General features: G+C 67.9%; 16 protein-coding genes. 8 read left to right on the top strand and 8 right to left on the bottom strand.

The features are described 5' to 3' along the window. Positions 1 to 218 precede the first annotated feature (218 nt). The 8 genes from IQ458_RS10720 to IQ458_RS10685 all read left to right on the top strand — a co-directional run bounded on the left by IQ458_RS10720 (position 219) and on the right by IQ458_RS10685 (position 10,783). Positions 219 to 974 carry an SDR family oxidoreductase gene (locus tag IQ458_RS10720; protein ID WP_192199563.1) on the top strand — a complete coding sequence of 252 codons (756 nt, stop codon included), beginning with the start codon at positions 219 to 221 and terminating at the stop codon, positions 972 to 974. Between the two features lie 134 nt (positions 975 to 1,108). Further along, entirely contained in the window at positions 1,109 to 2,110 is a 1,002-nt protein-coding gene (locus IQ458_RS10715; protein WP_203322781.1) for an HlyD family secretion protein, read from the top strand. Then, on the top strand, positions 2,107 to 3,696 hold the full coding sequence (locus tag IQ458_RS10710; RefSeq protein ID WP_203322780.1) for an MFS transporter: 1,590 nt from the start codon (positions 2,107 to 2,109) through the stop codon (positions 3,694 to 3,696). Before IQ458_RS10715 ends, IQ458_RS10710 begins: the two co-directional genes overlap by 4 nt. A 321-nt stretch (positions 3,697 to 4,017) precedes the next feature. Then, entirely contained in the window at positions 4,018 to 6,201 is a 2,184-nt protein-coding gene (locus tag IQ458_RS10705; protein WP_203322779.1) for a TonB-dependent siderophore receptor, read from the top strand. Between the two features lie 33 nt (positions 6,202 to 6,234). After that, on the top strand, positions 6,235 to 6,552 hold the full coding sequence (locus IQ458_RS10700) for an iron uptake protein (RefSeq protein WP_203322778.1): 318 nt from the start codon (positions 6,235 to 6,237) through the stop codon (positions 6,550 to 6,552). 14 nt (positions 6,553 to 6,566) lie between these two features. Then, positions 6,567 to 8,234, top strand: coding sequence for a PepSY-associated TM helix domain-containing protein (locus IQ458_RS10695; RefSeq protein ID WP_203322777.1), 1,668 nt, complete (start codon positions 6,567 to 6,569; stop codon positions 8,232 to 8,234). Beyond that, a complete protein-coding gene (locus IQ458_RS10690) occupies positions 8,227 to 8,559 on the top strand; it encodes a DUF3325 domain-containing protein (protein WP_203322776.1) in 333 nt (110 codons plus the stop codon). Before IQ458_RS10695 ends, IQ458_RS10690 begins: the two co-directional genes overlap by 8 nt. Before the next feature lie 133 nt (positions 8,560 to 8,692). After that, complete coding sequence (locus tag IQ458_RS10685; protein ID WP_203322775.1) at positions 8,693 to 10,783, top strand: TonB-dependent siderophore receptor; 2,091 nt, start codon at positions 8,693 to 8,695, stop codon at positions 10,781 to 10,783. A 30-nt stretch (positions 10,784 to 10,813) separates the two neighbouring features. Here IQ458_RS10685 and IQ458_RS10680 read toward each other — a convergent pair whose 3' ends face one another. The 8 genes from IQ458_RS10680 to IQ458_RS10645 all read right to left on the bottom strand — a co-directional run bounded on the left by IQ458_RS10680 (position 10,814) and on the right by IQ458_RS10645 (position 21,957). After that, positions 10,814 to 11,848 (bottom strand): sialidase family protein, encoded by a 1,035-nt coding sequence (locus tag IQ458_RS10680; protein ID WP_203322774.1) that lies wholly within the window; start codon positions 11,846 to 11,848, stop codon positions 10,814 to 10,816. 5 nt (positions 11,849 to 11,853) lie between these two features. Next, the gene (locus IQ458_RS10675; RefSeq protein ID WP_192199569.1) at positions 11,854 to 13,413 is read right to left on the bottom strand and encodes a sodium/sugar symporter; all 1,560 of its coding nucleotides are present in this window, start codon (positions 13,411 to 13,413) and stop codon (positions 11,854 to 11,856) included. 26 nt (positions 13,414 to 13,439) lie between these two features. Beyond that, entirely contained in the window at positions 13,440 to 14,336 is an 897-nt protein-coding gene (locus IQ458_RS10670) for an SMP-30/gluconolactonase/LRE family protein (RefSeq protein WP_235996760.1), read from the bottom strand. Positions 14,337 to 14,338: 2 nt separating this feature from the next. Beyond that, positions 14,339 to 15,124, bottom strand: a complete 786-nt coding sequence (locus IQ458_RS10665) for an SDR family NAD(P)-dependent oxidoreductase (protein WP_203322772.1) — start codon at positions 15,122 to 15,124, stop codon at positions 14,339 to 14,341. 5 nt (positions 15,125 to 15,129) lie between these two features. Next, positions 15,130 to 16,278: a galactonate dehydratase gene (dgoD, locus tag IQ458_RS10660; protein ID WP_183639469.1), complete on the bottom strand. Its 1,149-nt coding sequence runs from the start codon at positions 16,276 to 16,278 to the stop codon at positions 15,130 to 15,132. Beyond that, positions 16,275 to 16,910, bottom strand: coding sequence for a 2-dehydro-3-deoxy-6-phosphogalactonate aldolase (locus IQ458_RS10655; RefSeq protein ID WP_141455254.1), 636 nt, complete (start codon positions 16,908 to 16,910; stop codon positions 16,275 to 16,277). The genes dgoD and IQ458_RS10655 overlap by 4 nt, the downstream gene beginning before the upstream one ends. 10 nt (positions 16,911 to 16,920) lie before the next feature. Next, a complete protein-coding gene (locus IQ458_RS19895) occupies positions 16,921 to 17,640 on the bottom strand; it encodes a FadR/GntR family transcriptional regulator (RefSeq protein ID WP_203322771.1) in 720 nt (239 codons plus the stop codon). Positions 17,641 to 19,206: 1,566 nt separating this feature from the next. After that, on the bottom strand, positions 19,207 to 21,957 hold the full coding sequence (locus tag IQ458_RS10645; protein ID WP_203322770.1) for a TonB-dependent receptor: 2,751 nt from the start codon (positions 21,955 to 21,957) through the stop codon (positions 19,207 to 19,209). Between the last annotated feature and the right edge of the window lie 65 nt (positions 21,958 to 22,022).

The raw sequence follows: 22,022 nt of genomic DNA, 5'->3' as shown, positions 1-22,022 counted from the left end.
CGTACCCTCGCGCCCCGTGCCCGAGGGAATCGCGTCATGGTACCCGATTGAATTGCACGGCCGTACGAACCAGGCCGGCGGCCAGTCCCGGCGCCGGCGCGAATCCAAGCGAATTCCAAGGTTTCTTGAAGGTCGCCGCAAGGACTTCGCCGGGACCGGCGCGCAAGCTTTCTCCATCGGCGGCAAGTCCTGCCGTTGACCCAGCGGAGAACATGCAAATGAAGATCGTCGTCATCGGGGGCACCGGCCTGATTGGCTCGAAACTCGTCGCCACCCTGCGCAATCACGGTCATGAAGTATTGGCCGCCGCCCCGGGCACCGGGGTGAACACCATTACCCGCGAAGGCCTGGCCGAGGCCATGGACGGTGCTCAGGTGGTGGTCGACGTGGCGAACGCACCGGCCTGGGACGACCAGGCGGTGCTGGAATTCTTCGAGACCTCCGGCCGCAACCTGTTGGCCGCCGAAGCCGCCGCCGGCGTACGCCACCACGTGGCGCTGTCCATCGTCGGAAGTGAACGCAATCCCGACAACGGCTACTTCCGCGCGAAGGTGGCGCAGGAGAACCTGATCAAGGCGTCGGGACTTCCGTACACCATCGTGCGCGCCACCCAGTTCCACGAATTCGTCGCCGGCATCGCCCAGGCGGCCGTCGTCGGCGATGAAGTCCGCCTGTCGCCAGCGCTCATCCAGACCATTGCATCGGACGACGTGGTGGCCGCGCTGGCCGATGTCGCGCAGGCAACGCCAATCGACGGCACGATCGAGATCGCCGGCCCGGAGGCCGTCCCGCTCGACGAAATGGCCAAGCGCCTGTTCGCGGTGACGGGAGACACGCGCAAGGTCGTGGCGGACGTGCATGCGCGCTACTTCGGCGGCGAACTGGACGACCAGTCGCTGACGCCCGGTCCCGATGCGCGCCTGGGCGCGATCCGTTTCGAGGACTGGCTGGTCCGTTCGAACGCGGCTGCGTGACCGCAGCGCCGTCAGGACCATCGCGAGAAGGAACCGACATGCCTTCGTCTGAAGAAAATACCCGCGCAGGGGAAGGGGCGGCGCCCAACCCCGGAGCACCGGCACTTCCGCGCGGCCGCGCCCGGAAAATCGGCGTGCTGCTGTGCCTTGGGGCGATCATCGCCGTCGGGGCCGGCTGGGCCTGGGCGCGTGCCGGCGCCAGCGTGTCCACCGACAACGCCTACGTGCGCGGGGACGTCACCTCGCTGGCGCCCAAGGTCGCCGGCTACGTCCGGGAAGTGAAGGTCGGGGACAACCAGGCGGTGCGCGCGGGCGATGTGCTGTTCCGCATCGACGACAGCGACTACCGGGCGCGGCTGGCCCAGGCCGAGGCCAACGTGCAGGCGGCGCGGGCGCGGCTGGTCAACGTCGATGCGGAGACCGCGTTGCAACAGGCGCTCATCCGCCAGGCCAGTGCGCAACGGCATTCGCAGCTGGCCGAGATGCGGCTGGCGGCGAAGGTGTCCGATCGACGACGCGAGCTGATCCGCGGTCGTTTCGTCAGCCAGGACCAGGTGGATGAAAGCGACGCGGCGCGCTCGCGCGCGGAGGCCGGCGTATCGGCGGCTTCGGCGACGGTGGAAGCGCAGACACGCAGGATCGCCGTGCTCGCCACCCAGCGCGAAGCCGCGCTCGCGGCGGTCGCCCAGGCCATCGCGCTGCGCGACCTGGCGCGCATCGATCTGGACGGCACCGTGGTGCGGGCGCCGCTGGATGGTGTCGTCGGCAATCGCCAGGTGCGGGTCGGCCGCTTCGTCACGGCGGGCGCGCCGCTGCTGGACATCGTGCCGGTCGATGACCTGTGGCTGGTGGCGAATTTCAAGGAAACGCAACTGGCGGACGTCCGCCCCGGCCAGCGCGTGCGCATCGAGATCGACGGTTACCCCGACGCCGCGTTCCGGGGCGTGGTCGACAGCTTCGCGCCCGGCAGCGGCTCGTCCTTCAGCCTGTTGCCCGTGGACAACGCCACCGGCAACTTCGTCAGGGTCGTGCAGCGGGTGCCGGTGAAAATCCGCTTCACCGGGCAACCGTTGCCGGCGCGTCTGGTGCCCGGCCTGAGCGCGCGCGTGTGGATCGATCGACGGACCGGGTCGTGAACCTGGACGTGGCCGCCGCGCCGGCCCATGCCCGCTCTGCCACGGGATCGTTGCTCGTCGCCGGCATCGTGCTGGCCACGCTGACGGAAGCCGTTGCCGGTACCGTGCTGTCGCTAGGGCGGATGGACATCATGGGCGACACCCATGCCACGCCGGACGAATTCGCCTGGCTGGACGTGGGCTACGTGTCGATGAAGCTGGTCGGCTTCCTGCTGGCGCCCTGGCTGATCGCGTGGCTGCGGGCACGCGATGTGATTGCCGGCGCCGCGCTGATGATGGGAGTGGCTTGCCTGTTCGCCGCGGCTACCGCGCGGCTGGATCTGCTGATCGCGCTGCGCTGCCTGCAGGGGGTTTCCGGCGGCGTGCTGCTGATCGCCGGGCAGGCGCTGCTGTTCCTGGCCTTCCCGCGTTCGCGCCAGCCGCTTTTGCAGGCGCTGTTCGCGATGGGATCGGTGGTGGCACCCGCGACGCTGGCGCCCGCCCTGCAGGGCTGGTTGCTCGATACCCAGGCGTGGACCTGGATTTTCTTCGGAGTGGTGCCGATCGCGCTGGCGGCGGCGGGCATCCTGCTGCTGGCGGAGATGCCGGACATGCCGGTGAACGACGCGCCCGCGCCTTTCGACGGAATCGGCTTCGCCCTGGCGGGTGTCGCGTTTTTCTGCCTGGGCTATGCCCTGATCCAGGGCAACCGGTGGGACTGGTTCCAGGAACCACGCATTGCGTGGATGACCGCGATAGGCGCGACGAGCCTGCTGGGGTTCATCGGCTGGCAGTTGCGGATGCGCGGCCGGGGCCTGGTCGACTTCTCGGTATTCGCGGACGAGGAATTCTGCTTTGCCTTCGTCGTCAGCTTCGTGGCCGGTGCCGCGTTGTTCGGCAGCGGTTACCTGATCCCGGCGTTCGCGGTGTCCGTGCTGGGTTTCACCCTGACCGACGCCGGGCGACTGCTCCTGCCCGGCGGCGGCATGTTCATCGTGGCGCTCCTGATCGCCGCTTACCTGATGCAGGCGCGCCGGCTGCCGCCCGTGGCCACGGTGCCGTTCGGCATCCTGATGATCATGACGGCCATGTGGATGCTGTCGGGATCGAATCGCGCAAGCGGCGCCGACGACATGATGGCGGCCATCCTGCTGCGTGGATTCGGCCTGGGCTTGCTGTTCCTGTCGATCACGCTGATTGCCTTCAGCCATCTGCCTTCGCGGAACCTGGCCAGCGGCATGGCCCTGTTCAATACCGGTCGCCAGTTGGGCGGCCTGATCGGCGTGGCCGGCCTGCAGACCCTGATCGAGCACGAAACCCACATCAACGCGACGGTGCTTGGTGGCCACCTCACCGCCGGTGGCGCGCCCCTGGGTGAACGGCTGGCCGCAACCACTGCGATGCTCGCCGGTCACGGCATGGATCTGGCGTCCGCCACCCGCGCGTCGTTTGGTCTGCTGGGCAAGGCGATGGCAGGCCAGGCCACGGTCATCGCGTTCGACACCGCGTTCATGGCCGTGGCATTGCTGTTCGTGGCGGCGGTCCCGGTATTGCTCGGGACCAAGATCGCGCTGGCGAAATTCGCGAGTCGCCGCAACCGTTCGTAGTGCGGGGGCGGGGAAGGGGTGATGACCACCGGCGACGCCCCGGCCATACCGGTGGCAGCCGGTCTAGGCGGGGCAGGGGCCCATGCCCATCCGGTGCCGGCGACCGCCGCTTGGCCCCTGAACAGGGCATTCTCCGGGCAAACCGGGCAAAACAAATGCGAATGAATTGCAAAACGATAGTCATTCGCATTTAATGTGAGGCCGCAGGAGCCGCCGGAACTCGCTGCCGGCCCGTGCTGTGTCCAGCGCGCCGCGTGCGGGTGGGCGGCGGCCGGACGTCCTGCCGACCCCCTCGCCATTCCGACCAGCAGATCACCCCCCATGCGTCCCACCCCTCCGTCCCCGTTCTTCCGTTTCCGTGCCCCGCCCGCCACCCACCGCCTCGGCGCGGCGATTTGCCTGGCCCTGGCCGCGCTGTCGGCGACCTCCCTGGCTTCGGCCCAGGAAACCGCCGCCGTCCCGACGGTCGCCAGCGACGCCGCCACCGATCTGGACACCGTGCTGGTGGTCGCGCAGCGCGCCAACCGCGTGAGCAACGGCGCCACCAACCTGGACCTGGACATCAAGGACACGCCGCAGTCCATCAGCGTCGTGGCCGCCACCCAGATGCGCGAGTTCGGCGCCGACAGCCTCAATGAAGCGCTGCGCCTGGCCACCGGCATCCAGGTGGACGAGTGGGAAACCAACCGGACCACCTTCACCTCGCGCGGCTTCGACATCGCCAACACGCAGATCGATGGCGTCGGCCTGCCCAACGACTGGGGCATCGTCACCGGTGCCATGGACACGTTCGGCTACGAGAAGCTGGAAGTCATCCGCGGCGCCAATGGCCTGCTGACCGGCGTGGGCAATGCCGCCGGCACCATCAACTACGTGCGCAAGCGCCCCACCAACGAGCGCCAGGGCGCGTTCGGACTGAGCTACGGTTCCTGGGCCACGGTGCGCGCCGAAGCCGATTACTCGACGCCGTTCACCGCCGATGGCCGCTGGGCCGGGCGCTTTGTCGCCGCGCATGAAAAGGGAGACTCCTGGCTGCGCGCCAAGCAGGACCAGCGTGATTTCCTGTACGGCGTCGTCGATGGCCAGATCGGTGAGAACGGCACGCTCACCCTCGGCTATTCCTGGCAGAAGGGCCAGACCGACGGCAACATGTGGGGCGCGTTGGCCTTCATGTACAGCGACGGCACGCAGGCCGAGTGGGATCGCAGCGCCTCCACCACTCAGGACTGGACCTACTGGGACACCACCCAGCAGAACGCGTTCGCCGAATACACCCACCAGCTGGGCGCGGACTGGCAACTGAAGGCGACCTACAACTATCGCAAGGTGGAGAACGACGACAAGCTGTTCTACGCCACCGACTACGCCGGCACCGGGCTGGAACCGGGCACCCACCTGGGCCTGTACGGCTATCCGTGGCGCGGCGAGGACGAGATGACCGCGCACCTGGGCACGCTGACCGCCAACGGCCATTTCCAGATGGGCGGGCGCGATCAGGAAGTGATGTTCGGCGTCAGCTGGTCCAAGAGCGAGACCCGCAGCTACGAGTACGCCAACGCGGTCTATGACAGCGATCTGTTCGGCTACATCGAGATGCCCGGATTCCCGTGGGCCGGCAACATCATCCCCGAACCGGAGTGGGGCAGCGCTTCGCTCTACAGCACCCTGAACCAGCGACTGAAGCGCGCCTTCGGCGCCACCCGGCTGGCGCTGACCGATCGCCTCAAGGCCGTCGTGGGCGCGAACTACGCGCAATACCACCGCGATGGCGTGAACTACGGCGTGGTGTTCGACCAGACCGAAGGCCACACCAGCCCCTACGCCGGCCTCACCTTCGATTTCAACGCGCATGTGCTGGGCTATGTCAGCTATTCGGACATCTATCAGCCGCAGAGCCAGTCCGACGAGAACGAGCGCTATCTCGACCCGACCAAGGGCACCAACTACGAGATCGGCGTGAAGGCCGACTGGCTGGACAAGCGATTGCTGACCACGCTGGCGGTGTTCCAGGCCAAGCAGGACAACCTGGCCACCGGTGCCGGCTACAACGACAACGGCCAGTTCTACTACACCGGCGTGGACGTGGAATCCCGCGGCATCGAGTTCGAGGCCACCGGCCGGATCGGCGAGCACATGGATCTGGTGTTCGGTGCCACCGCGCTGAAGTTGACCGGCCAGGATGGCGACGACACCTATCGCTGGGTACCGCGCCGCACCGCCAACCTGATGCTGAGCGCGCGCCTGCCGGGCCACACAGCGGTCTCCTACGGCATCGGTGGCCGCTGGCAGAGCGAGATCTCCAACGTGGAGAGCAACGGCTTCACCGTGAGGCAGGGCAGCTACGCGGTGATCAACGGTTACCTGGCCTGGGACTTCCTGCCCAATGCCACCTTGCGCCTGAACGCCAACAACCTGACCGACGAGAAATACATCAACACGCTGCGCTACAGCGGTTACTACGGCGCGCCCGCGAACTACACGCTGAGCCTGAACTGGCGGTTCTGATCGCCGTCCACCGCCGAAGAGGTTCTGTACGCCATGTCACGCACGACCACATTGCCATCGGCCACCGCCACCTCCCGCCTTCGCGTGGCCTCGCGCGCGTGCGCGGCGGTGCTGGGCGGCTATGCCTTCGCCTGGGGCGCGGTCGCGCTGGTGACCGCGCTGCTGTTCGCCGCCGGGCTGGATTTCCACGATGCCGAGTTCATGGGCGCGCTGCTGGGCCTGCTGGCCTACCTGGCGGTGTTCCTGTGGACCATCGCCACGCGCCGGCTGGGCCGGGCATGGGCGGTGTTGCTGGCGGCGGGCGCGCTGATGACCGGCGCGGCTTCGCTGTTGCAATCGATGCTGGCCTGAGACGGAGAGACGCCATGCACAACAGTTTCCGACAGGCCATGGCTTGGCTGCATACCTGGTTCGGCCTGGTGCTGGGCTTCGTGCTGATGGCCGCGTTCTTCTTCGGCGCGCTGTCGGTGTTCGATCGCGAATTCGACCGCTGGGCGCTGCCGGCCACCCGTTTCGAGCCCCAGCCGATGCCTTCGTTCGAACAGGTCCTGCGTCCGGCCTTCGAACGCATGCAGCCCACGTCCGAGGCGATCGAGCAGATGCGCCCGCGCGTGAACGGCGACATGCCGCGGCGGTTCGACACGGTGGTCAGCTGGAGCGCCTACACCACCCACCGCGATCCGGTGCTGGCCCTGTACGCGGGTTACGAGGTGCCCAACGCCAAGGATCCGGAAGAAGCCATCTGGGCCTACGGCACCATCGATCCGCGCAATGGAACTGCGCTGCGCGACGACCAGTTGAAGATCGGCAGCGAGTTCTTCTATCCGATGCACTACAGCCTGACCTGGGACTGGAAGAACCTGGGTTTCTGGATCGTCGGTTTCTCGGCGCTGGTGATGCTCGCCGCGCTGGTCAGCGGCGTGGTCATGCACCGGAAGCTGTTCCGCGAATTCTTCACCTTCCGCCCGGGCAAGGCGCGCCTGCGCAGCACCCTGGACCTGCACAACCTGACCGGCGTGGTGGCGTTGCCGTTCCACTTCTTCTTCGCCTTCACCGGCCTGGTGATTTTCGCCGCCACCTATTATTTCCCGGTCGGGCATACCCAACTGCACGAACTGCACGACCTGCACGCGCAGGTGGAGGCGCGGGAAACCGGCCTGCCGCATGAGCGCTCCGGCGTGCCGGCCGGGCTGGCCCCGGTCGATGCGATGGTGGCCGAGGCGAAGCGGCGGTGGGCGGCAAAGGACAAGGCCGGTGATGTGGGCTTCCTGGTGTTGCAGCACGTGGGCGATGCCAACGGCTACGTCAGCGTCTATCGCGCCGGTACCGATCGCATCGCGCTGGTCGGCGACGGCGTCCACTTCAAGGCGGCCACCGGCGAGCTGATCCGCGAGGATCCGCCCGCCACCGCGGTTGGCCGCGTCAGCGAATTCCTCACCGGCCTGCACCTGCAGCACTTCCGCCATTGGCTGCTACGCTGGTTGTATGTGCTGGGCGGATTGGCCGGCGCGGTGTGCATCGCCACCGGTTTCATCTTTTTCGTGGAAAAGCGCAAGCGCCAGCACGCGCAGCAGGGCAGCCAGGGCGCGCGGGTGGTCGATGCGCTGGCCGTCACCACGGTGACCGGCATGGTGCTGGCGACCCTGGGCATCCTGATCGCCAACCGGTGGTTGCCGGAGACGATGCCCGGGCGCGGCGACTGGGAGAAATACGCGTTCTGGGGCATGTGGTGCCTGGCGCTGGTGCATGCCGTCCTGCGCAGCGCGCCGGTATCGAAGGGGCTGCCGAACCCGGCATGGCGCGAACAATGCTGGACCATCGCCGTCTTCGCACTGGCGGCGGTCGGATTGAACTGGATCACCACCGGCGATCATCTGCTGCGCACGCTGATGGCCGGCTACTGGCCGGTGGCCGGCATCGATCTGGCGCTGTTGGCCACCGCCGGGCTGGCCGCGCTGGCCGCACGCTGGTTGAGGCGTCGCGCGGTCGCGGCGGATGCGCGCATGACAGGCGGGGAGGCGGCGCATGTCTGACGCCGCCGTGTCGAACTGGCTGCTTGCGGCCGCCGTACTGGCCGGCATGGCCGGCATGGGCTGGCTGGCGCTGTCGATGCAGGCGCACGCCCAGCAGGTATGGGGCAGGGCATTGCCCGCCACCGCCTCGCGGCTGCTGCGCTGGCTGGGCGCCACGGGCATCGGCGTGGCCCTGGCGTTGTGCCTGCGCGTGGATCACGCCTCCATGGCAGTCCTGGTCTGGGTGATGACGCTGGCGTTCTCGGCACTGGTGATCGCGATGTCACTGGCATGGCGTCCGCGCGCGTTGCGCGTGCTGGCGCCGTGGACAGGATCTCGCCGCTGACGCCGCCGCATTCGACTCTTCCCGCTGTATCCACGTCTCGACTCCCGTTCCGGATTCCAGCAGGGGTATCGCCTTGTTCCCGCACGCCATCCGTACCGCGCTGCCACGCCATTCCGTCCTCTGCCTCGGCCTGATGCTGACGACCTCCGGCGCACGCGCGCAGGAAGCGACCGCGCAGGATCCGCCCGCCGGCAATGGAGCCAAGCAATTGGACACGATCCATGTCGAGGGCCAGCGCGTCGACCTGAACCTGGACCAGGATGCCGGCGTGGGCGTGCTGGGCAACAAGCGCCTGCTGGATACGCCGTTCTCGGTGACGGTGGTGGACGAGGAGGACATCAACAAGCGTGGCGCCACCACGCTGGGCCAGGTGTTCATCAACGATCCGTCGGTGTTCGCCGCCGAGCCTTCGGCCACCACCAACTGGTGGGGCACGCAGATTCGCGGCATCGGTGTGCTGAACCACTACGTGGACGGCGTGCCGATGCTGATGGAGTGGGGCGGCGAGTTCCCGCTGGAAGCCGTGGAGTCGGTGCAGGCGCTCAAGGGCCTGGGCGGCTTCATGTACGGCTTCGGTTCGCCCGGCGGCATCATCAGCTACCGGCTCAAGCGCCCCACCGACACGCCGCTGCTGGCCACCACGCTGGGCTATCGCAACGACGGTGCGTACGCGTTGCGTGTGGACGCCAGTGAACGGGTGGACGGGCCGGATTCGCTGGGCCTGCGCGTCAATGCGGCGACCGAACAGGGCGATGCGTACAACGGCGCGGGCATCGACCGCACGCTGCTTTCGCTGGCGCTGGACCGGCCCATCGGCGACGCCCTGCGCTGGCACGCCGAAGTGGTGAGCGAGGACAGCAACCTCAAGCACGAACCGCTGTACTTCTATTGGGATCGTTACGAGGGCACGCGCCTGCCGAAGCCGACCTACGACTACGAGAACGTCATCGTCCGCAACGGCTACTACAAGTCCCGGACACTGCATGCGACCACCGGGCTGGAATGGCGCCTGGGCGATGCCTGGCGCATCGATCTGACGGTCGGCAGCAGCCGGCGCGAGCACTACTCCAACAAGATGTTCGCCGACCTGCTGAACGAGGCGGGCGACTATGCCGGAAACGTCTACAACTTCGCCGGCGATCTGCGCAACAGCGTGGGCCAGCTGCTGGTGACGGGGGAAGCGACGACCGGCGCGCTCCGGCACGAACTGGTATTCGGTGCCAGCTACCAGCGCAAGTGGGAGCGCTGGGGAACGGACTGGTACTGGAGCAACGATTTCAACGGCAACCTGTACCGGCGGCTGGACTTCCTGTCGACGCACGTCCCCGACTTCGGCTTTGGCCCGGTGGATTACGACGAACGGCAGAAGTCGCTGTTCGTCAGCGACACGATGCATTTCGGCGATCACTGGCAAGCCGTCCTGGGCGTGCGCCACGTGGATTACGAGCAGAAGGACCTGGACGGCGATCCCCAATCCGATTCGCGCTATACCACCTCATCGCTGACACCGACGCTCGCCCTGGTCTACAAGCCGGTGGACAACCTGTCCCTCTATGCCAGCTACGTGGAATCGCTGGAGGCCGCCGGCCGCGTGGCGATGGACGCGGAACCGCCTTACGTCAATGCGGGCGAAGCGCTGGATCCGACCACCAGCAAACAGTACGAAATCGGCGCGAAGTACCAGGCCGGCCGCTTCGGCTTCACCGCCGCGGCGTTCCGCGTCGAGCGTGCGGCCCAGGTGGACCAGTGGCGCGGCGCGGAACGGTACCGGGTACAAGATGGCCTGACGCTGTATCGCGGCCTGGAGGCCATCGGCAGCTTCGGCCTCACCCACGATCTCGACCTTGGACTGGGTTTCCTGTGGCTCGACGCGAGTCTGGAAGACCTGTCGCCGGAAAACGCCGCTTTGCAGGGCAATCGCCCCGCCGGATCCTCGCGCCGCCAGATCGTGGCCAACTTCGAGTATCGGCCGCCGTCGGTAAGCGGCCTTAGCCTGCACGGCAACGTGCGCCACTCCGGCGACCAGTACTACGAGGACGCGAACCGCGTGCTGATTCCCGGGCGTACCCTCACCAGCGTGGGACTGCAGTATCGGACCCAGATCGGCGGACGCATGGCCACCGTGACCGCGAACGTCAACAATCTGTTCAACCGGCGGTACTGGAACCTGGATACCCTGGGTGAAGCCAGGAACGGATCGCTCGCGTTGCGGATCGACTGGTAAGCCCGCGCCTCGCCGCGTGATGTCGCGGCCTCAGTAGGTGCCGAACCGGATCTGCACGCGGCCGCCCTCGGTGACGTTGATGACGCCGATTTCGTCGGGCGCGATCTCGTAGACGGCCGGCCATGAATGGCGGAAACCGATTGGCCAGGCGGGTTCGGGCAAGCGTTGCCAGTTTCCGCCACCGTCTTCGCTCACGCTGATCTCGTTCTGGCAGGAGGTGACGAACATCGTGCCGCGGGTGGTGGTGGTGATCTGCGGCCCGCAGCGCTGATCCGCCAGCGGCGTGCCCAGTCCGGCGGGCCAGGAACGGCCATCGGGCGAGATTTTGGAAGAAACCGGGCAGTGCTTGTCTTCGCCACAGATTTCGAACACCAGCACGTAGCCGCCCTGCGGACGCCGCGCCATCACCGGCATGCCGGGTCGCAGCGCGCCGCCGCCGGGCTGGGCGGCGATCACCGCCCTGGATTCCCAACTGCGTCCTCCATCGCGCGACAGGCGCTGCGAAACCACCTGGTTGTAGGCCGGCTGGCCGTCGGCCAGGGTCTCGTCCGCATACAGGACCGACAGCGTGCCGTCGTCGAGGAGGGTGAGCACCGGTTCCCATACGCCGCGATCGTTGCGGCCGCCGGGCGTTTCGTTCTGGTCGATGACACTCAGGAACCGCCAGCTGCGGGCGCCGTCATCGCTGGCGTAGAGATGCAACCGGTAGGAGGCGCCGTCCACCAGCGAGCGCATCGCCAGCAGCACGCGCCCATCGGGCAGGGCGAGGACTTCGCCGTTGTCGATCTTGCGTCCGGGTTCGGCCAGTTCCGACCAGGGCTGCCAACTGCGCGCGTGGTCGTCGCTGACGGACAGCGCGAGCGTGGTCGGCCGGTCCTTGTGGAAGCGCGTGGTCACCGCCAGCCAGCGGCCGTCGGTCAGCCGGGTCATGCGACCCCAGCCGGCGTCCCGTGCGGCGACGGTGGCGGTATCGGTCCAGCGCACCTCGACTGCCCAGATCGGGGCCGCGGCCAGCATCAGGCCCGCCAGGAGCGCGCCTTGCGCCGACATGCGAAGCGCGCGCATGCCCATCACCAGAAAACCGCGTACAGCGCGACCAGGATGGCAACGACCGCGAGCGAGGCAACGTTGAACGAAGGCGCGGTGGCGTAACTGACGTCGGCGGTGCGGATCCGATCGCGATCGCCACTGGCGCGTGTCGCCAGCGCGACGCCCACGGCCAGGACCAGCGCCAGCAGGAACACCAGGCCGATGCGATCCATGAACGGCAGCGCCGGCCACGCCAGCTTGAGCGCCAGCGACAGCAGGAACGAACCGATCGCGGCGGCGAGCGCGCCGGCCTCGTTGGCGCGCTTCCAGAACAGTCCCAGCAGGAAGATCACCACGATGCCGGGAGTGAAGAAGCCGGTGAATTCCTGGATGTACTGGAAGCCCTGGTCGAATCCGCCCAGCAGCGGACGCGCGGTCAGCACCGCCACCAGGATCGCCACGGCCGCGGCGATGCGGCCCACCCGCACCAGCTTGGCCTGCGAGGCCTCGCGATCGCGCTTGGCGTAGAAATCGAGGGTGAAGATGGTCGCCACCGAATTGATCTTGGAGGCCAGCGACGCGACGATCGCCGCCACCAGCGCGGCGAACACCAGTCCCAGCACCCCGCTGGGCAGCAGCCGCATCATCGTCGGATAGGCCGCGTCCGGGCGTTCCAGTTGCGGCGCCAGCACCACCGCGGCGATGCCCGGCAGCACCACGATCACCGGCATCAGCAGCTTGAGGAACGCGGCGAACACCACGCCCTTCTGCGCTTCGCGGATATCCTTGGCGGCGAGCGCGCGCTGGATGATGTACTGGTTGAAACCCCAGTAGCTCAAATTGGCGATCCACATGCCACCCAGCAGCACCGACAGGCCGGGCAGATCCTTGTAGAAGGGATTGGCCGGGTCGAGGATCATCTCGAACTTCTCCGGCTGCTGCCGCCACAGCGTGGTGAACCCGTCGATCACGCTGCCATCGCCGATCTGGCCCAGGGTGATGCCGGTGACCAGCAATCCGCCCAGCACCAGCAGCGACACCTGCACGATGTCGGTCAGCGCCACCGCCTTCAGGCCGCCGTACAACTGGTACGCCAGGGCGAAGGTGCCGAGCAGGATCAGCGCCAGGTTCTGATCGAGGCCGGCCACCTGCGAGACCGCGATGGATCCCAGCCACAGGATCGAGGTCAGGTTGACGAACACGTACAGGCCCAGCCAGAACACCGCCATCAGGGTGCGGATGCGATTGCCGTAACGCTCCTCCAGGAACTGCGGCATGGTGGTGATGCCGTTGCGCAGGAAGATCGGCAGGAACCATTTGCCGACGATCAGCAGGGTCAGCGCCGCCATCCACTCATAGGAGGCGATGGCCAGGCCGATCGCGTAGCCGGAACCGGACATGCCGATGATCTGTTCGGCCGAGATGTTGGCCGCGATCAGCGAGGCGCCGATCGCCCACCAGGGCAGGGCGCGGCTGGCGAGGAAGTAATCCTGCGCGGACTTCTCGTGTCCCGCTTTCTCGCGCGAGACCCACTGCGCCAGGATGAAGATGGCGGCCAGGTAGGCCAGCACGATGCCAACGTCGAGTGTGGAAAGCGTCATGGGATCTCCGCGGGAGGGGGCGCGCGTCAGCGGCGCGGCTTGGCGTCGGGGTTGCCGGCGAACCGGGGCTCGGGCAGCCCGGCGATGCCGGGAGTGAAGGCGAACACGTCACCGGCATGGCGATCACGCTCGCGCGCATCCGCGTCCAGGCCGTCATGCGCGCTGGTGACGTACAGCGTGCGCAGATCGGCGCCGCCGAAGACCGGGCGGGTCGGCTGCGTGGCGGGAATCGACACGCGGCGATCCTCGCGGCCGTCGGGCAGGTAGCGCACCACCCGCACCGCGCCCCATTGCGCGTTCCACAGCCCTCCGTCGGCATCCACCACGCTGCCGTCCGGCTCGCCGTCCTGCGTGGTCAGGTCGGCGAAGGGGGAAGCCGGACCCAATGCGTCGCCATAGTCGCAACGCTGGATGACCTTCCGCAGCGAATCGCAGAAGTACATGGTCGCGCCGTCGGGGCTGAAGGCGACGCTGTTGGCGATCGCCACGCGTGGCAGCGGCAGGGCTTCCAGCGACAGGTCGGCATGCAGGCGATGGAATCCGCCCACCGCGTATCGGGGTCCTCGCGCCGGTTCGTGCAGGGTGCCGAACACGAAGCGTCCCTGGCGATCGCAGGCGCCATCGTTGGCGCGGGTCTCGGGCACGATGCCGATGCGGTGCAGCTCGCGCAACTCGTAGCGCTGCGGGTGGAAGAATGCCAGCCGCGAGGCCAGCGCCAGCAGCAGCCACCCCTCCGCCTCGCACAGCGCGAACGAGGCCAGGCGCTCCGGCAGCGGCCACTGGTCGACCTTGCCGCTCGTGGGCGCGTACCGCCACAGCCGCGCGGCATGGATGTCGGTCCAGTACAGCGCTTGTTCGCGGTCGCACCACAACACGCCTTCGCCGAGCCGGTTGCCGGCGGGCACCACGATGCTCACGTCCATGTTCACACCCAGCCGCCGTCGACGATGAAGTCCTGGCCGGTGCACATGCGGCTGTCGTCGGCGGCCAGGAACAGCGCCGCGCGCGCCAGGTCTTCGGCTTGCAGATGGCCGGGCAGGCACTGCGCGCGCCGGATCTGCGCCTCGCCTTCCGCATCCAGCCACAACCGCCGCTGCTTTTCGGTGATCACCCAGCCCGGCACCAGCGCGTTGATGCGGATGCGATCCGCGCCCAGTTCGCGCGCCAGACCGTTGACCAGCCCATGCACGGCGGACTTGGCCATCGCATACATCGGATAGCCGGCGTTCTTGATCATCCAGCCGGTGGAGCCCAGGCAGATCACCGAGCCGCCGCCGAGCGCGCGCATGTCGGCCACCACCGCCTGGGTGGCGAAGTACTGGTGGCGCAGGTTCACCGCCACATTGCGCTCGAAGTCGGCCGGCGTGGTATCGCCAAAGCCGTGCCGCCCATCATTGGCGGCGTTGTTGACCAGCACCGCGATCGGCCCGACGTGCCGGCGCGCATCGGCGATGGCCGCATGCAGCGCGTCCAGGTCGGTCACGTCGCAACGCAGGTAGACGGGGACGTGCTCGACCGCGCCGAGGCCGTCCAGCAGATCCTTGGCGCCGGCATCGTCGATGTCCAGGAAGGCGACGCGCGCTCCCTGGCGGGCGAAGTGTTCGACGAAGCTGGCGCCGATGCCGGTGGCGCCGCCGGTGATCAGCACGCTGCGGCCGGCGAGGCTGGGATAGCGCGCCATCGCGCCCGCGGGAGGTGTCGTTTCAGTCATCGGGATCACCACTCCGCCACGCTGCCGTCGGCATGGCGCCAGACCGGATTGCGCCAGCGATGTCCTTCCGAAGCCCGCTCGTCCACGTAGGCCTGGTTGATTTCGATGCCCAGGCCCGGGCCGCCGGGAATCGCCACGTAGCCGTCGTTGTAGGCGAACGGCGCGCGGTCGGCCAGGTAGTCGAGCAGATCATTGGCGGCGTTGTAGTGGATCCCCAGGCTCTGCTCCTGGATGAAGGCGTTGTAGCAGATCGCGTCCAGCTGCAGGTTGGCGGCCAGCGCGATCGGCCCGAGCGGGCAATGCAGGGCCAGGGCGACGTCGTAGGCCTCGGCCATCGCGGCGATCTTGCGGGTCTCGGTGATGCCGCCGGCGTGCGAGGGATCCGGCTGGATGATGTCGACGCCGCCGGTCTGCAGCACGCGCTTGAAGTCGAAGCGCGAGTACAGGCGCTCGCCCAGCGCGATCGGCGCCGGCGAGAGCGCGGCCAGTTCGGGAATGGCTTCCAGGTGTTCGGACAGCACCGGCTCCTCGATGAACATCAGCCCGAACGGCGCGAGTTCACGCATCAGCACCTTGGCCATCGGCTTGTGCACGCGACCATGGAAATCGACCGCCAGGCCGATTTCGCGGCCGACCGCATCGCGCACGGCCTGCACGTTTTCCAGTACGTGGGTCACCTTCTCGTGGGAGTCGACGAACTGCACCTCCTCGGTCGCGTTCATCTTGACCGCGGTGAATCCGCGCGCCACCGCTTCCTTCGCCGCGCGCGCGGTGTCCGCCGGGCGGTCGCCGCCAATCCACGAGTACACCCGGATCCGATCGCGCACCTTGCCGCCGAGCAGCGCATGCACCGGCACGCCCAGCGCCTTGCCGTGGATATCCCACAACGCCTGGTCGATCCCGGCCAGCGCGCTCATCAGCACCGGCCCGCCGCGGTAGAAACCGCCGCGATACAGCACGTTCCAGTGATCCTCGATCAGGCGCGGATCCTGGCCGATGAGGTAGTCGGACAGCTCCTCCACCGCGGCGGCCACGGTATGCGCGCGGCCCTCCACGATGGGTTCGCCCCAGCCGCTGATGCCCGCATCGGTATCGATGCGGACGAACAGCCAGCGTGGCGGCACGAGATAAGGCGTGATGGCGGTGATCTTCATGGGGTGGGGTCCCGGTTGGTCTTGTTCCATGCATCGATGAAGGCGCGCGCCCTCCGCGCCACTTCGGTGGGCGGGGTGCCGGGCGCGTACAGCGCCGAGCCGATGCCGAAGCCCGTTGCACCGGCGTCGCGATAGGCGGCCATGCGTTCGGGCGTGATGCCGCCCACCGGCAACACGCCCGTGCCGCGCGGCAGCACGCTGAGCCAGGCTTTCAGCACCGGCGGTGGCAGTTGCTCGGCGGGAAACAGCTTCAGCGCGTCGGCGCCGGCGCGCAGCGCGGCGAAAGCCTCGGTGGGGGTGGCGACGCCGGGCGTGCAGCGCAGCCCGAGCGCGTGCGCCGCGGCGATGACGTCGACATCGGCGTGCGGCATCACGATCAGCCGGCCGCCGGCGTCCTTCACGTCCTCGACCTGGCGAGGCGTGAGCACCGTGCCGGCACCGACCAGGCAATGGTCACCGAGCGCGCGCGCCAGCAGCGCGATGCTTTCCAGCGGTTGCGGCGAGTTGAGCGGGACTTCCAGGATCCGGAAGCCGGCCTCGGCCAGCGCCAGGCCGATGGCCGGCGCTTCCTGCGGGGTGAGCCCGCGCAGGATGGCAACCAGAGGGAGGGGTTGCATCCAGGCGGTGCTCATGGGAACTCCTTCAGCGGGTGGACTTGCGCGTGCGCCCTCGTCCTTTCTTGATGTTGGCGCGCGAGTCCTCGATCATGCCGAGCATCGCCTCGCGCGCGGATTCCGGCCGCTTGAGCCGGATCGCGTCGTAGACGTCGAAGTGGCGCGGCAACGAGTACTTGAAGTCCGCCGCGGTCTGAGCCGACAGCAGGAAGTACGCGCCCAGCGCCGCGTCGATGACCGAGAACAGCGAAGCCATCAGTTCGTTGTTGGTCGCGTCCAGCACGCTCTCGTGGAAGTCCAGGTCCGCCTTGGCCCAGGCGTCCTGGTCGGTGGCCGCGGCCATCGCCTCGTAGGCCGCCTTGATCTTCGCCAACTGCTCCGGCGAGCGCCGCCGTGCCGCCGCCGCCGCCGCGGCCGGTTCGATGATTTCGCGCATCTCCACCAGCTTCTCGACGAAGTCCTCGGTCGGCATCGAGGCGCATCGCCAGGCCAGGATGTCGCCGTCGAGCTGGTTCCAGTGGCGCGGTTCGCGCACCCGGGTGCCGGTCTTCTGCCTGGTTTCGATCAGGCCCTTGGAACCGAGTACCTTCAATCCTTCCCGCAGCGCGGTCCGGCTCACCGCCATGCGCTGGGCCAGCACTTCCTCGCGCGGCAGGAGTTCGCCGGGCTTGATCTCGCCGCTGACGATCATCCGGCCGATCGCCTGGATGACCTGGTCGTAGAGATTGCGTACCGCGATTTGCTTCACTGGAGCCCCTTGGGTTCGGTGCGCCGCGTCCGGCGGCCACTCTGATTATCCGACAATAGGGGTATAGCACGACTGGGGGCATGGCATGGGAACCGTGGGAAATCATGGCGCCACCGTCGCGGGGCGTGCTGGCGGCGGAAGCGGGGGAGGGCAGCTCCCGGCCATTCACCCGCACGCGCGGCGCGGCGGCGAAGCCGATGTCGGCGTAGCGCAGGCGGATGTGGCGATCGCCGGCGCGTCCGGCCCGGACCTCGAACACGAGATCGGCGCCGGCGCCGCTGGCCAGGCGCACCTTGCGGCCGGCCGACGCGCCGGCGTCGTCGATCTGCGCGGCGCGGCGGCGGACCGCGTTCTCGGCTTCGTACCGCCCCAGCGCCAGCGGCGCGGTGGCATGCAGGATCTCGTTGGACTCGGCCCGCGCGGGCGCCGAGGCGATGGAGGAGGAGGTGATGTGCAGCAACTGGCCGTCGGCGCGGACCAGCATGGCCTGGGTCCAGCCGGCGTGGATGTTGCCGCTGGCCTTGCGCACCGGGGCGTCGACTTCCCACCAGGGTCCGCGTCCGCCATGGTCATTGCGATAGAGCGTGCGGCCACCCGCATCGCCACCGCCGCCGGCCCGTTGCGCGGCCACCAGCAACACGCCATCCGCGGTTTCGCCGGGCAGCCAGCGGATGCTCGGGCACGCCGCCGGCCAGGCGCCTGCGGCGGTGCGCAGGGCGATGCCCGGATCCTCCGGTGCGCCCCAGTCCAGTCCATCGGCGCTGAATTTCAGATGGACCTGGCCGTTGCGTTCACCGTCGATGTTCTCGAACACCATCGCGTAGCCGCGACCGGGGACGCGTTCGACGATGGCCATTCCGGGGCGTTCGACACCACCCGGGAGTGCGACGTCCACGGTCTCCTCTCCCCAACTGCGGCCACCGTCGAGCGAGACCCTGTGCGCCAGCAACTGGTTGAAACCGGCCGGCTTGTGTTGCTCGCTGGAGTAGAAGGCGACCATGCGGCCGTCGTCCAGCACCACGATGTAGGGTTCCCAGACCCCTTGGTTGAGCCGATCGGAGGGCTGGCCGCCGCCCTGCACGATGCTGCCGCGATACTCCCAATGCCGGCCGCCGTCACGGCTGGCGTAGAGCTGCAGGTCCTGCGCGATTACCTGATCATGTTCGTTGCGGCCGGTCGAATTGGCGGCGAGCAGCAGGGTGCCTGCCGGAAGGTCGCCGCTGGAACGGGCCAGTTCGCTCAGGTGCGGTTGCCAGCGCAGTTGCCAGCGGCGCGCATCGCCGTGCGGCTGATCGGTGATCTCGCCGACCTGCCGCCAATGCCCACCCGCGTCCCGGCTTTCGTACAGCGGAATGCCGCCCGGAGCGGACGGCTCGAACACCAGCAACATGCGCCCGTTGTCATCCGCACGCGGCTGGTGCGCCAACTGGATCGCCGACACATAACCGACGCCCGCGGCCAGGCGCGCGCCGCGGGCGGCATCGTCCGTGGCCGGCGCGGCGGTGGCCGCACCGGCGCACAGCAGCGCCGGTGCCAGCCACTTCACGCGGGGCGTCGCGTGCTTCTTCACAGCTTGAACCGCAGGCCCAGGGCGAGGGTCTTGTCCTGGAAGCGGATGTCGCGCGGACGGGTATCGCCGTCGCCCCAGAACTGGTGCAGGTTGTTGCCCAGCAGGTTGGTGGCCGAGAACACCAGCGTGGTCTGCGGGGTCACGTCGTAGCTGACCGAAAAGTCCAGCGAGCTGGCCGGCTCGACCTGGTCTTCGTTGCCCGACACCGTGGACTGGGTGAAGAAGTCGATGTAGCGGCTGCGATAGCCGTAGGCCAGTCGCGCCGAAAGCCCCTGGTTCTCGTAGAACAGCACCGCGTTGTAGTTGTTCTTCGACACGTTCTGCAGCGGCCGCGAGATCACCGGCCCGCCGATGAGGTCCGGCGACCGGGTGGAACCATCGATGTAGGTGTAGTTCAACTGCGCGCCCAGGCCGCTCCAGGCACCGGGCAGGAAGTCGAAGGTCTGCTGGTAGGCCAGCTCGACGCCCTGCAGGTGTCCGGTACCTGCGCTCTGCGGCAAGGACAGCTCGTACGGTGCGCCGCCGATGGTCACGTTGGTGACGTAGGTCTGGATGTAGCCGTCGATGTCGCGATAGAACACGCCCGCGCTGGCATAGCCCACCGGCGAGAAGTACCACTCCAGCGAGGCGTCGTAGTTCATCGACTCGATGGGCATCAGGTCCGGATTGCCGCTGGAGGCGATGCCAGGCCGGTTGATGGTGCCCGGATTGAGCGAGATGGACGGATTGAGCGCGCCGAAGTCCGGGTAGCTGATGGTCTTGGCCGCGATCAGGCGGAGCTGCCATTCATCGCTGAAGTGCAGGTTCATGCTGGCGTTGGGCAGCGTGTTGGTGTCGTCGGTCTGGCGCGTGATCGGGCTGTAGACGCTGGTGCTTGCATCGAAGGAGAAGGCGCTGAGATCGCGCTTCACCTTCTCCACCCGCACGCCGACCAGGCCGTCGACCGGCAGGCCGAACAACTCGAAGTCGTACTTGGCCTGCAGGTAGCCGGCGGCCTTGCGCTCGCCGATGTCGAAGAAGCGGCCGGGATTCTCCGGCGCCAGTCCGGCGGGCAGGCCATAGAACGCGCGCAGCGCGTCGGCGTTGTCGATCAGGTAGTCGTAGCAGGGCACCAGGAATTTCTGGTGCAGCGCGGCGTTGTCGCGCTTGCTGCAGAAGAAGCTGGAGGCCGGGAAAAGGCCGACGACCTGATTGTCCGGGTTCGGGTTGGCGGTATCACCCGCGCCGCCCGGCGGCGGCGTGGAGATTTCCACGCTGCCCTTGGCACTGGCGGTGCGATCCGCATAGCGCAGGCCGAACTGGATCGAGGCGATCGGGCCGTCGAGGAATTCGAAGCGGCCATCGCCACGCCAACTGTTCTCCTCGCCACGCGAGTGCGCCCAGGTCTGGAACAGGCCGTTGAGGTGGAAGCGCGACGGATCCAGCGCCGGATCGCCGGCCAGGTACCAGTTCTGGTGGCTACCGGACGTGCCTTCCCAGACCGTGGTGATCGGGCCGCTCAGGAAGGTGTCGATGATGAAGTTCTCGTCGCGGTAATAACCGGACGTGCGGGTGAACTCGGTGGACAGGTGCAATTGGTCGCCGTCCCACTTCACCCCCAGCGCGTTCTGGATGTCCTGGCCGCGCTGCTCGTGCGCCTGGGTGCTGGTCGCGGCGTAGCTGTTGCCGGTCCAGGTGCCGCTGGTCGCGTCGCAGACGGTCTGGCCGGCCAGCGGTCCGTCCATCTGGTTGGGATAGCAGTGGTTGCCGACGTTGAGCTGCGATGGAGCAATCGCACCGTTCGGGAACGAGAAGTAGAACGCCTGGTCGAAATCGTCGCGCACCCAGTCGTACAGTCCTTCCAGGTAGACCTCGGTGCGATCGTTGGGCTTCCACTGCAGGGCGTAGTTGAATGCGCCGCGCTTGCGATCGCCCTGGTTGTACGCCGTGCCCCAGCCGTTTGGCGCGGCAATGAGATTGCCCTCCGCGGTTCGTATCGGAGGTGTGGTGCCGCCGCTGTTCACGATCTTCGGGAAGTCGCCCCACACCGCGTCGTAGGCGTAGTGCTTGCCCAGATAGCCGAAGTTGACCAGCGCGCCGAATTCGCCGGCGTCGGTGTCCCAGCGGTTGCTGAGCAGCAGGCTGGCGTTGGGGTCGACCTTGCCGCCGTACTCGCTGTGGGTACCGGTGAGGGTGCCGGCCACTTCGGCGCCGTCGAAGTCGAACGGACGGCGCAGCTCGATGTCGACCAGGCCGGCGATGCCGCCCAGCGGCAGGCTGGCCTCGCTGCTCTTGTAGACGCGCAGGGTCTTCACCGCGGTGGCCGGCAGGTTCTGGAAAGCGTAACCGCGCCCGGAACCGCTGAAGATCTCGCGACCGTTGAGGGTACTGATGACGTTGGGCAGGCCGCGGATCACCACCGAGGTCGTCTCGCCCTGTCCGCCCTGCGCGATCTGCACGCCGGTCACGCGCTGGAGCGCGTCGGCCACGCTGTTGTCGGGCAGCTTGCCGATGTCCTCGGCGACGATCGAATCGACCACCATGTCCGCGTCCTGCTTGATCGCCTGCGCGGTCTGCAGGCTCTGGCGCAACGCGGTGACCACGACCGTATCCAGGTTGGTGGCGTCCTGGGAGGAAGGATTCTGGTCGGCCGGCGCCTGCTGTGCGGTCGTACCGGCGTTGCCATCCTGGGCCATGGCCAGCGTCGGCAACATGAGGGCGGACAGGATCGAAAGCGACAGCAGGGAGCGGGGAAAACGAGTGTTCATGACATCTTCTCCGGAAGAGGGGCATGAGCGACCCGCCGGCCGCGGGAGCGGCCGGTGGGGCGTCT

Source organism: Pseudoxanthomonas beigongshangi (assembly GCF_016820515.1).
Classification (GTDB): Bacteria; Pseudomonadota; Gammaproteobacteria; order Xanthomonadales; family Xanthomonadaceae; genus Pseudoxanthomonas_A; species Pseudoxanthomonas_A beigongshangi.
This window is presented reverse-complemented; position numbering and strand designations above follow the sequence as displayed.